This is a genomic window from Rhizobium sp. SRDI943, from assembly GCF_057653695.1.
The window spans coordinates 1,372,999-1,386,752 of the sequence record NZ_JBYGKN010000002.1 but is presented as its reverse complement, the minus strand read 5'-3'; the positions used below and the strand labels follow the sequence as shown (position 1 = coordinate 1,386,752).

The window sequence follows — 13,754 nt, the reverse complement described above, 5'->3', positions numbered from 1 at the left end:
GTCAGGCACGATCACGCATATGCGGCGGAACGGCGGCGATGTCCTTCGTCAGCGCAACGAAATTCCGCACGATGGAGAGTTTCAGATCACGCCGGTAAGCGATGCAGAGCGGCAAGGGTGAAAGTTGGCCGGGAGCGAGCGCGCGATAGGCAATGGCCTCCGGATGGAGGACCTGCATGGAGGTTGGAACGATCGTGACGCCGCGACCGCCTGCAACGAGGTTGATCGCTGCGACGATGCGATAGACTTCGTCGACGATCGCAGGCGTCACGCCTGCACGATCGAGGGACTGCAAGATACGCTCGAATATGCCTGGGCCGTCGGGTCGCCGGTAAACGACCACGTCCTGCCCCTCCAGCATTTTCAGCGTGATCGGACCGAGGCGTTCATCCGCAAGGGGATGACCAAGAGGGATGGCGACGATCATGTCCTCTTCGGAAAGCACCGTGCTCGCCAGATCCGGAAATCGATTTGCGTCGATGTGCAGCAACGCTGCATCGATACGGCCCTCCTGCAAGGCGAGAATGAGTTCGTAGGTCTCGCTTTCTTCGACGGCGATTTTCACGAGCGGATAGGAAAGACGGAACTGCTGCAGCAGCTTCGGCGCCAGAACATGCAGCGACGCGGAACTCGTAAAGCCGACGGACAACTGGCCAGCCTCGCCTTTGTGGTAGCGGCGGACATTTTCGACTGCCTGACCGGCGCGCTTCAGAATGTCGCGGGCGTCGGCAAGAAAAACCGCGCCGGCAGCGTTGAGCACGATCTTCTTCGGATGCCGATCAAAGAGGGAAAGGCCAAGCTCGTATTCAAGATCGCGGATCTGCTGACCAAGCGGCGGCTGCTGGATGTTGAGACGCGCGGCAGCTCGCGAGATGCTCCCCTCTTCTGCGACGGCCACGAAATAGCGGAGGTGTCTCAATTCCATCGGCTTCCAACATAAACTTAAAAGGTTCCATGCATGAATTATATAAATATTTTACATACTATAGATGCCGGATTACGACTAGCGCCATCTTGATTGCCAAGGGAGGAAAATCGCATGGCTGGAAGTAAACCGAAAATCGCGATCGTTGGTGCCGGCATGGGTGGTCTCGCCGCCGCGGCGACCCTTCGCCAGGTCGGTATCGACGTGAATGTCTACGAGCAGGCACCGAAATTTGCCCGCATCGGCGCCGGCATCCAGATGCTGCCGAATTCGTCGCGCGTCCTGCGCGGTATCGGCGTTCTCGACAGGCTTCAGAAACTTGCGTTCGAGCCCTATTCTCATCTCAACCGCGTCTGGGATACCGGTGAGATCAAGCGCGAGCTTCCGATGCCGGAAAGCCTTTACGGCGCGCCCTTTCTCTGCATGCACCGGGCCGACCTGCATGAAGCGCTTTATTCCGTGCTGCCGCCGGAGATCGTTCACCTCGGCAAGAAGCTCGTCGGCCTGGATCAGACGAAGGGCGGCGTGACGCTCTCTTTCGCCGACGGCACGAAGGCGGATGCCGATGCGGTGATCGGCGCTGATGGCGTGCATTCGCTGGTTCGCGACATCGTCGTCGGCCCTGACAAACCGATCCACAAGGGCCGGATCGCCTACCGCGCGGTCTTCGACGCGAGCCTGATGAACGGCGGCGAGATCCAGGCGTCCAGAACGAAGTGGTGGGGTGTCGATCGCCACATCGTCATCTACTACACCGCCGCAGACCGCAGCTCGCTCTACTTCGTCACCAGCGTGCCTGAGCCTGCTGACTGGCTGACCTCGGAATCCTGGTCCGCCAAGGGCGACGTGAAGGAATTGCGCACCGCCTATGAAGGCTTCCATCCGGAAGTGCAGATGGTTCTCAATGCATGCCCGGACTGTCACAAGTGGGCAATCCTCGAACGTGAACCTCTGGCGCGCTGGAGCGACGGACGCGTGGTGCTTCTCGGCGACGCCTGCCACCCGATGACGCCCTATATGGCGCAAGGAGCTGCGACCTCGATCGAGGACGCGGCAGTGCTGGCGCGGTGCCTTGCCGGCGTCGACAATGACGACATCGAAGGCGCGTTCCGCCGCTACGAGGCAAACCGCAAGCCGCGCACCTCACGCATCCAGGCGATTTCGAGCGCCAATACCTGGATGTCGGGGGGCAACGAAGACACCTCCTGGCTCTATGGCTACGATGCGTGGAACGTGCCGCTCGTGGGGGAAAACGATATGGCGCTTGCCGGATAAGGGAATGTCGATGTCCAACAGTGCAGCAAATGCGCGCGAGACGGCTTCCGGCGTCGCCTATGCGAGAACGTCCGATGGTATCGGCCTTGCTTATAGACGCAGTGGACGGCCGGGTGGGCCGCGCGTCGTTCTGATCCATTCACTGGCGCTCGACGCCAGTGTCTGGGATCGGGTTGTCGGGCGGCTGGAGGATGCGGATATCGTCACGATGGACTGCCGTGGCCATGGCAGGAGCGACAAGCCTGCCGGTCCCTACGATGTCGAGCGGTTCGGCGACGATATCGCCGACCTGATGGGAGAACTCGGGTGGAGTGACGCCGTCGTTGCGGGCTGCTCCATGGGCGGTTGCGTGGCGCAGACCTTCGCGGCGCGGCACCCCGAGCTGGTGCGCGCCATGCTGCTGATCGATACCACCGCCTGGTATGGTGCCAACGCGCCCACGGAATGGCGGGCCCGGGCGGCAAAGGCTCGCAGCGAAGGGCTGGCATCGATGGCCGAGTTTCAGGCAACGCGCTGGTTCGGCGATCGATTCCGGATGGATCATCCGGCGCAGGTTCAGCATGCCATGTCGGTCTTTACCGCCAACGATATCGATGCCTATGCCGCGACCTGCGCCATGCTCGGCGATGCCGATCTGCGCCGGCATCTGGGAGGTTTCCTGTTTCCTGTTTCGGTGGTCGTCGGCGAGGAAGATTACGCCACCCCCGTCGAGACGGCCCGAGATCTCGCTGCGGCCATTCCGGGCGCATCCCTCACCGTCTTGCCCGCCGCGCGGCATCTGACGCCGATCGAATGCCCCGACCAGATCGCCGATGCGATCCGATCGCTGTTCAAGCGGACCAACGGCTAACGCCCAATGCCGGCGCTACGAAGGCGCCGGCCATCATCAAGGTGCTGAATCTGGGAGGATAGAATGCACGACAACACAATTACGCTGGCCGCATCCGCGACCGCAGATGGGCTTGAGGCCCGCGATCCGAGCCCGGCATCCGACAGCGGTCGCGCCGCAGCGCTGGCTGCCCGTTTCGAAGCCATTCCCTTTACACCCTGGCACCGCCGGGCGCGGATCGTCATGGGGAGCGCCACGTTTCTCGATGCCTTCGATGCCCTTTCGCTGGCATTCGTCCTTCCGATCCTGATCAAGCTATGGGAGCTTTCTCCGGCCCAGATCGGCTGGATGATCGCCGCCAGCTACATCGGCCAATTGCTCGGCGCCCTGCTTTTCAGCCGTCTTGCCGAAAGTTTCGGCCGCGTCCCCATGGCGGCAGCGGCCACAGCGCTGATGTCGGTCATGGGCCTGGCCTGCGCGCTCACCGGCAATTTTCAGATGCTTTTCCTGTGCCGGCTGATCCAGGGTATTGGCGTCGGAGGAGAAATGCCGGTCGCCGCCACCTATATCAGCGAACTTTTGCGGGCGAAGGGACGCGGCCGCTATTTCATGCTGTATGAGATGATCTTTCCGGTCGGGCTGATGATCACCGGCCAGGTTGGGACCTTGCTCGTGCCGATCCTCGGATGGACATCGCTGTTCTTCATCGGCGGCATTCCCGGTCTCGTCATCGCCTATCTGCTTTATCGGCTGCCGGAATCGCCGCGCTGGTTGATCGGCCAGCAACGCCTGGACGAAGCGGAAGCGATCATCCGCCAGGCTGAGGCGAGCGCAAGAAAGGCAAACCTCGACTATCAACAGGAGCCGCAATCGGCGCCTGAAGCGCCGGCTGCAGCGCCCGCCCCCGCACAGGTCGCCCGGCAGCCGAGAAGCCGCTGGAGCGAGCTGCTGTCTCCACGCTTCCGCGCCAGGACGTTGATCGCCTGGGTCCTTTGGGCGAGTTCGTTCTTCGTCGCCAACAGCCTCAACAACTGGATGCCAACACTCTATCACACCGTCTACAAGCTCGAGCTCGGAAGCGCTCTCCGGGCGGCGTCGATGACCAATGTCGCCCAGGTCGCCATCCTTCTGGTTTGCGCTTTCTGCATCGACCGCATCGGTCGAAGAACTTGGGCCATTGTATCCTTCCTGGTCGGCGCGGCACTGTTGACCGCTTTGGCTGCCGGTGGCGCAGGCCAGCTCTGGTCGTTGATCGTGCTGGCAACGCTTGCCTATGGCGTTGTCGGGTCGATCAATGCGGTTTTGTATCTGTACACGCCGGAGATCTATCCGACGCGGATGCGCGCTATCGGAACGGGTCTTGCGACATCATGGCTGCGCATAGCCTCGGCCGTCGGGCCGACCACGGTCGGTTATATGATGGGGACGCAGGGCATCAATTCGGTGTTCATGATGTTCGCGATCGTCGCCGCCATCGGTGCGGTTGCGGCTATCGGAATGATCGAGACCGGGGGACGTCGACTGGAAGAAACCTCATCGTAAGGTCAGCATCACCAGTTCAGCGGGTGACAATCGAGCAATAGGGCAACGATGTCGCGCACGCCGCCGACATCGTTGCCCTTTATGGTGACATGCGGTTCGGGAGAGGCTATAGGCGTTGTCAGCCTTCGCCGGCTCGCAGGCGCCATGGTCAACTCACACATGCCGGCAACCCGCTTACATCCGGCGATCCAGCGACTGTCTACCGTATAGAGGTGCATTTCCATGCCGATGGGCTCCGAGCATCCGCTGCGAAGGGAACTTCACAACGAGCTCCACGCGCGGCCGTCGCTTTACTTCGATGGCGACACGGATGTGTGGCACGTCGCCATCGTCGGCGAGAATGCCCCTCCTCAGATACCAACTTCCCTGCCGGGACTGGAAGATGTCTCCACGACCCGCGAGGGCAACCACGGCATCGGCCGCATCGGCGACGGCCGGCTGAAGTGGGAGGCGCATACCGAGTTCCTCACCCTGACTTTCGTCGTTCCCGCATCGGCCGAACCCGGCAGCAATCCGCCGGAAGCCTTTCAGGCCTGCTGCCGTCAGATCGACGGGAAAATCATCGCAGCCGTCCGCGTGCTGGTGCGGGACGAAAAGGACGGGCAAGGTCCGGAAAAACCGAAGCTCGACTATGTCGCTTCACAAGTCGGCGGCGGCGACGCGGAAGTGCATTCGAACTTCCGGCTGACCGATAGCGGTTTCGTCGAATTCCTGTTCTTCAACCGCAATCTCAACGCCTATCGCACCGGCCGCATGGTCAGGCGTTTCCTGGAGATCGAGACGTACCGGATGATGGCGTTGCTGGCGTTGCCGATGGCACGCGAGACGGTGTCGAAGCTTTTCGTCTTCGACCGGCGCCTCGACCTGCTGATCTCGCATATGCAGAGTGCGGTCAAAGTCGACAAGGCCCTGCTTTCCGAGGTCACCAAGCTCTCGTCGGATGTGCTCAATTTCTCCGCTCTCGCTCGTCACCGCTTCGGCGCGACGAAAGCCTATGCCGAGATCGTCGCAAGCAGATCGTCGGAGCTGCGCGAGGAGCGCGTCGAGCAGCGCCAGCGGATCGGCACCTTCATCGACCGGCGCTTTCAGCCGGCCGTCCGTGCGGTTCACGCCGCCGAACGCCGCCTCGATGAACTGGCCGAACGTGTGAGCCTGGCCGGAGACCTGCTCAGAACCACCGTGCAGGTTCAGCTCGAAGATCAGAACGCCTCACTCCTGACATCAATGGAAGAGCGGGCGCGCATCCAGGTGCATATCCAGCAGGCGGTCGAAGGCTTCTCCGTCATCGCCATCACCTATTACACCGTTGGCCTCGCAAAGATCTGCCTGGAAAGCATCTCCGAACTGGGCGTCGATCCGCACATCGCAAAGCTCGCCGTTCTCGGCGCCATCCCGCTCGTGCTCTTCGCCGTCTGGACGGCAGTTCGCCATGTTCGCAAGAGCATTGCCGGCCACTCTCACGGTCCCGCATCAGAGAGCCATTGAGGCGACGCTGGCCGATGACCGCTCACCGCCGCCCTTTCGCGGCGGCGGCGTTTTCTTGCCTGCATCGGCAGGACGTCAGGATGCCATCGCGTAGTGGCGATGTTCCGATGCCCGGCCGCTACCCGTCCTGAACCGCCGCAGCAGTTCGGCAAGGCTTTCGGTTTCATGTGTCAGGCTCTGCGCGGCCGCCGTGGTCTCTTCGACCATCGCGGCGTTCTGCTGCGTCACCTTGTCCATCTGGTCGCCGGCAGCCGAGACCTCGCGCAGGCTTGTCGCCTGTTCGCGGGCGGCAACGGCGATCTCGGCCACGGTCGCATTCATGGCGGTGACCTGCTCGACGATCTGTTCGAGCGAAAGGCCGGATTCGCCCACCAGCTGGACGCCGGTCTTGACCTGCGCCGAGGATGTAGAGATCAGCTGTTTGATCTCCCTTGCCGCGTTGGCGGAGCGCTGGGCGAGCTCGCGGACTTCCTGGGCGACGACGGCAAAGCCCTTGCCTGCCTCGCCGGCGCGCGCCGCTTCCACGCCGGCATTCAGCGCCAGCAGGTTGGTCTGGAAGGCGATCTCGTCGATGACACTGATGATGTTGCCGATCTTGGACGACGAATTTTGAATTTCCGTCATCGCATCGATGGCGCGAGCAACGATCTCTCCGCCCTTTTCAGCATTGGTGCGGGCGGTTGCCACAACACCCTGGGCGCGGCTTGCGCCCTCCGCCGTTCCATTGACGCCGCGGGTCACTTCACCCAGCGCCGCGACAGTCTCCTCCAGCGAGGCTGCCTGCTGCTCGGTGCGGCGGGCGAGATCGTTGGAGGCGGTGGAGATTTCCGCAAGACCGGAGCGGATGGTGCCGACCGCGCGAATGACGGCGTCAACCGCCTCTTCGAGGCTTGCGACCGAATTGTTGAAATGATCCCGGATCCTGACATAGCGATGGTCGACTTCGCCGACGCGGACAGTGAGGTCGCCCTTCGAGAGTGCGTCCAGCCCGACAGAGATCTGGCGGAAGGCATGCTCCATCACCTGCGCGTCGCTGAGCCGCTCGGCCTCCTGGCGGAGCCGCTCTTCTTCGGCCGCCAGGCGGGCGCGGTCGGCATTGGCTTCCGCAATCAGCTTGGCGCGCCCCGTTTCCTGGAAAACCTTCAGCGAACGCGCCATGGCCCCCAGCTCGTGGCGATGTTCGACGCCCGTTATCACGATCCCTTCCTCGCCGCGGGCAAGCTGCTCCATGGACTGCGCCATGTTGCGCACCGCCGAGGAAATCAACCGGCCGACGAAATAGGAAAGGACGAGGCCGATGACGATCAGCAGCCCGCTGATAACAAGCGTCGTGCTGGTCGCGGAGGCAACCGTTGCGTCCACCGAACCATCAAGGGTCTTCTGCGCGCCCGTTACCGTCGCCTGCAGATCCTTGAAGCCGCCTGAGATTTTCGGCGCGAGCACGCTGAGCTGCGTCTGGCGGATGTTGCCCGAGGCCTGCAGCACGTCCTTCATGTCGCCGAGACGGGCGGTGTAATTCTGCATCAGCTGGCCGGCGCCCATCAGGCGCTTCTTCTGCAGCTCGTTCTTTGCGGCTTTCGCAGCCGCTTCGTTGAGCGCGACCGCTTCGGCCAGTGCTGCCTGCGCCGTGTCATAGGCTGCAAAATCATCGGAGTGCACGAAGCGTTCGGAGAAATAAAGGCTGCGGTTCAAGGCCTCCAGTGTCGCCGCGGTCATCTGCAGCAGGGCCACATCGTTCTGGCGCCAGGCGCTGCGCACGACATCGTTGAGCGCAATACTGGTCCAGGGGCCGAATTCGGTGACCTTGGAGATCAAGGCATCACGCCTGGCCTGCAGCGCGACGATCTGTTCGAAAGCCTTGCCATAGGTGGCGATGTCCTGGCGGATCGCCGCAAGGCCGGACTGCAGGTCCTTGTTGCCGGCAAAACGCGGGTCGTCGGCGTCGAACGCTTTCACGCCGGCGCGGAAGCGATCGACGACATCCTGCGTCGGCGTGGAGCGGAAGGCTTCCGCCGACATCTGAATCTCGTTCAGCTGGTCGCTGTAGTCCGAGATGGCGAGACTTTGGCCGGCCGTGGCGCGATAGGAAGAGAAGATCGAGGCGAGCCCGTTCATGCCGGAGATCGCGCTGACCGTGAGCAGGCTCATCAACAGGATCAGCGGCACGAAGCCGGAGGTGATCTGTGCGCGAATGCCGAATTTATTCCAGAAATGCAACATCATAATCCTCTTATGCTCACTGGCTCTTCGGCAGATAGGTGGCAATGTTCTCAGGTGTGACGAGTTCGAAGGGAACGTTGTTTTCGCGCGGCACCTTCTCTTTGCGGATCAGCTTGACGGCAGCGTCGACAGCGGCAGCGCCCTGCCCGACGGCGCTCTGGAGAATGGTCACGTCGAGATCGCCGGCGACCATCGCTGCGAGCGCGTCGTCGGTCGCGTCGACGCCGGCGACGACGACATTTTTCATCGGTATGCCGGCCTTCTTCATGGCCCGGATCGCGCCGAGCGCCATCTCGTCATTGTTGGCGATGACCGCGTCGAACTTGACGCCGGCCGACAGCCATTCCTGCATCTGCTGGTCGGCATAATCGCTCGACCAATAGGCCGCCTGCCGCTCGACGATCTGAAGGCCCCTGCAATCCGGGGTGGCAATGACGTCTGATATATCCTGGGTGCGGGCACGCGCGGCGGCGTGGAATGGTTCGCCCATCAGCACGACGACGCGGCCTTTGCCTTTAAGGAGCGCGCAGACCTGCTTGGTCTCCAGCGTTCCGGATTCCTTCTCGTTGGAGGCGACCACCACCTGATTGTCAGGCAGGTCCAGCAGGTTGGAAGGAACGTTGTTGATGTACACCAGTGGAATGCCGGCATCTGCCGCCATCTTGGTCATTTGCGGCCCGAGGTCGCCATCGGAGACGGCAAGGATGATCGCGTCGACCTTGTCGGCAATGAGCTTCTGCACCTGCTGCTTCTGGAGCTCCTTGTCGCCATTGGCATTCTCGGTGACGAGTTTGAGGCCGGATATCGTCTGCCCATGCGAGACAACGCCGTTTAGAAGCGCCGTCCTGAATTTGTCGAGACCGGACATCGAAACCCCGATCGTCTGGGCATGGACAGCAGAGATCGATATCGCCAAGGCGATGGATGCAAGCGTGGCCGTTTTCATGAATTCCCCTGCACAATTCGGATCTGAAAGGGTTATTTCAAATTTTGGTTAAATTTTACTTTTCGGCCGGAAGAAAAAGGTTAAGCGCCAGGATATGATTGCGGTGGCAATTCGACCAGAAGGTGGAAGGCGCCGAGCGTGATTTTGTCGGTTCCGACAACCCGCTGACCACCACCATCCTGACGGGACATCTGCTGCAGCTCGGCCACAGACGGATCGGCTTCATCTCCGGGCCGAGCGGCCTGCACACTGCCGACGAGCGTCTGAAGGGTTTCATGAACACGATGGCCGGCGCCGGTGTGGACATCGATCCTTCGCTGGTCGTCGAAGGCGGCTACACCAGAACCGGCGGCCATGCGCAGGCGATGCGCCTCTTGATCCGCCGCGACCGACCGACCGCCATCATCGGCGCCAACAACATGACGGGCCTCGCAGCGCTGCAGGTGATGCAGGAGATGGGTTTCCGCTGCCCTGACGACGTGTCGCTGGCGATGGTCGACGACGTGCCCTGGAGCAATGTCATCACGCCTCGCATCACCATGGTGGTGCAGGATGCGCAGAAGCTCGGCGAGCTGGCGGGACAGCGTCTGCTGGCAAGAATAGCAAGCCCGGAGGGCGCCGCAGCACCGCCGCAAGACCTCATCCTGACGCCGAGATTCGTCCGCGGGGAGTCGACCAGGCGGTTGTGAGTGCTTCTACCTGTCCTCACGCGTATGCCAAAGGCGCAAGACATAGATCATCGACTGCTGGATTTCATAGCGCAGCTCGTAACGGCCGACGAGAATACGGCGGACCTCTCGAGGATCGAACTCCTCGAGCCGCTCGCCGAGGCGCGGCTGCTCAAGCAGCCGTGCAGGCGCTGCCGTCAGTGCCCGCACGGTTCGGACCGCCGCTTGCCGGTCGACCGGAGTGAGAAAGTCGTACAAGCGGGAGACGTCCGAGACCGCTTTGCTCGTCCACTTGATCTCCATCACCGAGGCAAAGAGATCGGCTCGTCGCTATCGAGGCTATCGGCCCAGGCTTGAACAGACTGGTGCTCGATAACGTTACCATCATCGACGTCGGCCAACGCCTCGAGCGTCAAACGCCGGCGCTCCTCCTCCTGGTCGATCCATGCCATGAGAGCCTGCTTGACGATCCAGCCACGCGAACGTTCGAGCCGCGACGCGAGTTGATCGACCTTTTGCGCAAGCGGGAGCGGAACATGAGCAGTCAGAACCTTGGTCTCCATCGAAAACTCCTCGTCAATCATTTCTAATCGTAGCGATTAATTTTGATTATATCCAGTCGCATGTACATGGCGAAGTAAAGTCGCGGCATGGCAGTAAGCTAACGCAGCATCGAGAGTTTTGAGAGAAAGCGCAGTGCCGAATTTTCGTCGGATCGCAAAAACAGTCAAGGAACAAAGCGCAGGCGCCGCTCGTCCATTGAAAGACCATCAAATTTGTCATACATGTGTGATGAATCGCAAATTTCGGGTGCCGTGAGTTTGGGTGGCATTCGGATCAGAGCCGAGGCGGGGTCAGGCGTGGCTATGCAGATGAAGGATCGCAGTAAAGGCTCCGGGTCGCTGGTCACACAGGTCGGCGAAAGCCTCCGGCAAGCCATATTGAGCGGCCAGTATTCCGTCGGCGACAAGCTTCCGAGTGAACATGAGTTGACCGAAACACATGGCGTCAGCCGGACGGTCGTGCGCGAGGCCGTGGCCGCACTTCGCTCCGACGGGCTTGTCGAGGTGCGCCAGGGGGCTGGGATTTTCGTACTCGGTGCTGATCCGGCGCTCTCCGCGCGGAAAGTCGACAAAGCCCGCGTCGCCTCCGATCTTGAGGTACTTGAGATCAGGACACCTGTCGAAATCGAGGCGGCAGGCCTCGCAGCCTTGCGCCGCTCGCCTGCGCAGGAGGAGGCGATATTCGAATGTCATCGGAAAATCCTCCAATGCATCGAGAGCGACCAATCCATTCGCGATGCGGATCTGGAGCTCCATGCCGCAATCGCCGAAGCCACGAACAATCCGCTGTTCAGGCAGTTCCTGGAGTCCCAGGGTTCGGCGATCATCCCGCAGTCGAGACTCGTTCCGGAAACGAGGACGGCCGAACAGACGGCCTATCGAAAGCTGATCCACAGGGAGCACGAGGCAATCGTCGTCGCCATCTCGGACAGAGACGATGAGGCCGCCCGCAACGCCATGCGCGACCATCTGGTCGGCAGCCAGGCCAGGTATCGCAACCTGCTGAGAGATCTGCGAAGCTTTACGAGCTGACATCTGATCCAAGAGCTCACACGTTCCAGCCGATCATCAGATGACCATGACGGCCGCGGACAAGTCGTCTCACGATTTTCATGTTGGAGCGGCTACCGAAAAGGCTGAACGCTGCCGATGGAAGGGACAGCGCATCCGGCTTAAGAAATGCAGGCGCGCTCATTGCTCCCGCGCTCTGCGACGGGTGGTGCATGGGCGGGATGGGACGGGCTGCCTGCCCGTCCGCGACTGAAAGCTAGTTGAAAGCTTCGACGTCATAGGAAGGAGCGGCATCGTGGAGGAGACACGGTCAAGGTGGCGAGACGACGATGCCAGCCAAACACAGGAGGAGATTTCCATGCGTTCTTCACGCAGCCTTTTTCACACCGTCGCTTTTTCGACGCTTCTCGCCGCAGCATCTTTCACGACCAGCGCCGCACATGCGGCCGACAAGATCACCATCATGGTCGGTGGTTATGAGAAGCAGATCTATCTGCCCGCCAAGCTTGCCGAATCGCTCGGATACTTCAAGGACGAGGGTCTCGACGTCGAGCTGCTGAACGAAGCTGCCGGCGTCGATGCCGAAAACCAGCTTCTGGCGGGCGCCGTCCAGGGTGTGGTCGGCTTCTACGACCATTGCGTGGATCTGCAGGCCAAAGGCAAATTCGTCGAATCCATCGTCCAGTTCAGCCAGGCGCCGGGCGAGGTCGAGATGGTCTCGAGCAAGTATCCTGACATCAAGTCGCCGGCCGATTTCAAGGGCAAGAGCCTCGGCGTCACCGGTCTCGGCTCGTCCACCAATTTCCTGACCCTCTTCATGGCCTCGAAGGCCGGCCTCAAGCCCGGTGATGTCGTGACAATTCCAGTCGGCGCCGGCGGCACCTTCATCGCCGCCATGCAACAGGATCAGATCCAGGCCGGCATGACGACCGAGCCGACGATTTCGCGCATGATCAAGACCGGCGAGGCGAGCGTGCTCGTCGATATGCGCACGGTCGAGGCGACCCGTCAGGCGCTCGGCGGCACCTATCCGGCCGCCTCGCTCTACCTGGAAACCTCCTGGGTCGACGCGCACAAGGAAGAGGCACAGAAGCTCGCCAACGCCTTCGTCAAGACGCTGCGCTACATCAACACGCATTCAGCCGCCGAGATCGCGGACAAGATGCCGAAGGACTTCTACGTCGGCGACAAGGACGGCTACATCAAGGCTCTCGACGAGGGCAAGGGCATGTTCACACCGGATGGCGTCATGCCGGAAGACGGTCCGAAAACCGTGCTTGCCGTGCTCTCTGAGTTCTCCAAGAACGTCAAGGGCAAGCAGATCGACCTTGCCAAGACCTACACGACGGAATTCGTCAAGAACGTCAAGTAAGGCGTCGCGTCGCTTCCGGTCCCAACCGGAAGCGACCCTCCCGATCGATCCATGGGCATTGCGTGCACGCGCCCAAAGCACGCCTCAGGTATCATCATGCAACATGACAAGAACGAGATCCCGGCGATCGAGCTGATCAACGTCAGCCGCCGCTTCGTCTCGCCGACCGGCAAGTCCCTGACGGCCTTGCGCGATTTCAACATGACGGTCGCCCGCGGAGAGTTCGTAGCCGTCGTCGGCCCCACCGGATGTGGTAAATCGACGACGCTCAATCTTGTGACGGGTCTCGCCCGCCCCAGCGCCGGTGAAGTCCGGCTGATGGGCGGCCCGATCACCGGCATTGACCCGCGTGTCGGCTTCGCATTCCAGACCGACGCGCTCTTTCCCTGGAAGAACGTCATCGACAACGTCATGGCCGGTCCGCTGTTTCGAGGCAAGTCGCGCGCCGAGGCAGAAAAGAGCGCACGCGACTGGCTCGCCCGTGTCGGCCTTTCGAAGTTTCTCCATCATTATCCCCACCAGCTGTCAGGCGGCATGCGCAAACGCGTCTCGCTGGCACAGACCTTCATCAACGAGCCGGAAATCCTGCTGATGGACGAGCCGTTTTCGGCTCTCGACGTGCAGACCCGCACCGTCATGCACGAAGAGCTCTTGAAACTGTGGGCCGAGCGCAAGGCCTCGGTGGTGTTCGTCACCCACGACCTCGAAGAAGCTGTCGCCCTTGCCGACAAGGTCTATGTCTTGACCGCCGGCCCCGCGACGGTCAAGTCGGTCTACACGATCGATCTCCCCCGTCCGCGCGTCGTGTCGGAAATCCGCTACGAGCAGAACTTCATCGACTACTGCAAGACGATCTGGGAGGACCTCCGCGAAGAGGTCGAGACCAGCTACCGCCGCGCGAGCGAAGCGGCCTGAGGG

The 13,754-nt window shown here is 61.6% G+C and carries 13 protein-coding genes and 1 pseudogene; 8 read left to right on the top strand and 6 right to left on the bottom strand.

The genetic code is table 11. The annotated features are described in order from the left end of the window. Position 1: 1 nt before the first annotated feature. On the bottom strand, positions 2-925 hold the full coding sequence (locus AC245Y_RS30790) for a LysR family transcriptional regulator (RefSeq protein ID WP_012755435.1): 924 nt from the start codon (positions 923-925) through the stop codon (positions 2-4). Between the two features lie 114 nt (positions 926-1,039). On the opposite strand from AC245Y_RS30790, the gene AC245Y_RS30785 reads away from it, so the two are divergent. The 3 genes from AC245Y_RS30785 (at position 1,040) to AC245Y_RS30775 (ending at position 4,571) form a co-directional block, all read left to right on the top strand. Next, positions 1,040-2,200: an FAD-dependent monooxygenase gene (locus tag AC245Y_RS30785; RefSeq protein WP_012755434.1), complete on the top strand. Its 1,161-nt coding sequence runs from the start codon at positions 1,040-1,042 to the stop codon at positions 2,198-2,200. Between the two features lie 4 nt (positions 2,201-2,204). Then, positions 2,205-3,050 (top strand): alpha/beta fold hydrolase, encoded by an 846-nt coding sequence (locus tag AC245Y_RS30780; RefSeq protein WP_017996353.1) that lies wholly within the window; start codon positions 2,205-2,207, stop codon positions 3,048-3,050. Positions 3,051-3,113: 63 nt separating this feature from the next. Next, positions 3,114-4,571 carry an MFS transporter gene (locus tag AC245Y_RS30775; RefSeq protein ID WP_017996354.1) on the top strand — a complete coding sequence of 486 codons (1,458 nt, stop codon included), beginning with the start codon at positions 3,114-3,116 and terminating at the stop codon, positions 4,569-4,571. A gap of 8 nt (positions 4,572-4,579) precedes the next feature. On the opposite strand, the gene AC245Y_RS30770 is transcribed toward AC245Y_RS30775, so the two are convergent. Continuing rightward, on the bottom strand, positions 4,580-4,795 hold the full coding sequence (locus tag AC245Y_RS30770) for a hypothetical protein (RefSeq protein ID WP_017996355.1): 216 nt from the start codon (positions 4,793-4,795) through the stop codon (positions 4,580-4,582). Between AC245Y_RS30770 and AC245Y_RS30765 the strand changes: the two genes are divergently transcribed. Then, positions 4,794-6,056 (top strand): DUF3422 domain-containing protein, encoded by a 1,263-nt coding sequence (locus AC245Y_RS30765; RefSeq protein WP_012755431.1) that lies wholly within the window; start codon positions 4,794-4,796, stop codon positions 6,054-6,056. The two genes, AC245Y_RS30770 and AC245Y_RS30765, sit on opposite strands and share 2 nt — an antisense overlap. Before the next feature lie 75 nt (positions 6,057-6,131). On the opposite strand, the gene AC245Y_RS30760 is transcribed toward AC245Y_RS30765, so the two are convergent. Both AC245Y_RS30760 and AC245Y_RS30755 read right to left on the bottom strand, forming a co-directional pair. Further along, positions 6,132-8,276, bottom strand: coding sequence for a methyl-accepting chemotaxis protein (locus tag AC245Y_RS30760; protein ID WP_012755430.1), 2,145 nt, complete (start codon positions 8,274-8,276; stop codon positions 6,132-6,134). Between the two features lie 16 nt (positions 8,277-8,292). Then, on the bottom strand, positions 8,293-9,222 hold the full coding sequence (locus tag AC245Y_RS30755) for a substrate-binding domain-containing protein (protein ID WP_017996357.1): 930 nt from the start codon (positions 9,220-9,222) through the stop codon (positions 8,293-8,295). Positions 9,223-9,332: 110 nt separating this feature from the next. On the opposite strand from AC245Y_RS30755, the pseudogene AC245Y_RS30750 reads away from it, so the two are divergent. Next, a pseudogene (locus tag AC245Y_RS30750) lies at positions 9,333-9,911 on the top strand (substrate-binding domain-containing protein); the annotation flags it as partial. 6 nt (positions 9,912-9,917) lie between these two features. Here the strand turns inward: AC245Y_RS30750 and AC245Y_RS30745 are convergent. Next, complete coding sequence (locus AC245Y_RS30745; RefSeq protein WP_012755427.1) at positions 9,918-10,193, bottom strand: type II toxin-antitoxin system RelE/ParE family toxin; 276 nt, start codon at positions 10,191-10,193, stop codon at positions 9,918-9,920. Then, a complete protein-coding gene (locus tag AC245Y_RS30740) occupies positions 10,193-10,453 on the bottom strand; it encodes a CopG family ribbon-helix-helix protein (RefSeq protein WP_012755426.1) in 261 nt (86 codons plus the stop codon). Before AC245Y_RS30740 ends, AC245Y_RS30745 begins: the two co-directional genes overlap by 1 nt. Positions 10,454-10,756: 303 nt before the next feature. Here AC245Y_RS30740 and AC245Y_RS30735 point away from each other — a divergent pair, with 303 nt between their 5' ends. The 3 genes from AC245Y_RS30735 (at position 10,757) to AC245Y_RS30725 (ending at position 13,751) form a co-directional block, all read left to right on the top strand. Next, positions 10,757-11,485 carry a FadR/GntR family transcriptional regulator gene (locus tag AC245Y_RS30735; RefSeq protein ID WP_017996360.1) on the top strand — a complete coding sequence of 243 codons (729 nt, stop codon included), beginning with the start codon at positions 10,757-10,759 and terminating at the stop codon, positions 11,483-11,485. A gap of 337 nt (positions 11,486-11,822) precedes the next feature. Further along, the gene (locus tag AC245Y_RS30730; protein ID WP_017996361.1) at positions 11,823-12,836 is read left to right on the top strand and encodes an ABC transporter substrate-binding protein; all 1,014 of its coding nucleotides are present in this window, start codon (positions 11,823-11,825) and stop codon (positions 12,834-12,836) included. A gap of 96 nt (positions 12,837-12,932) precedes the next feature. Next, positions 12,933-13,751, top strand: a complete 819-nt coding sequence (locus tag AC245Y_RS30725) for an ABC transporter ATP-binding protein (RefSeq protein WP_026157598.1) — start codon at positions 12,933-12,935, stop codon at positions 13,749-13,751. The last annotated feature ends 3 nt before the right edge of the window (positions 13,752-13,754 follow it).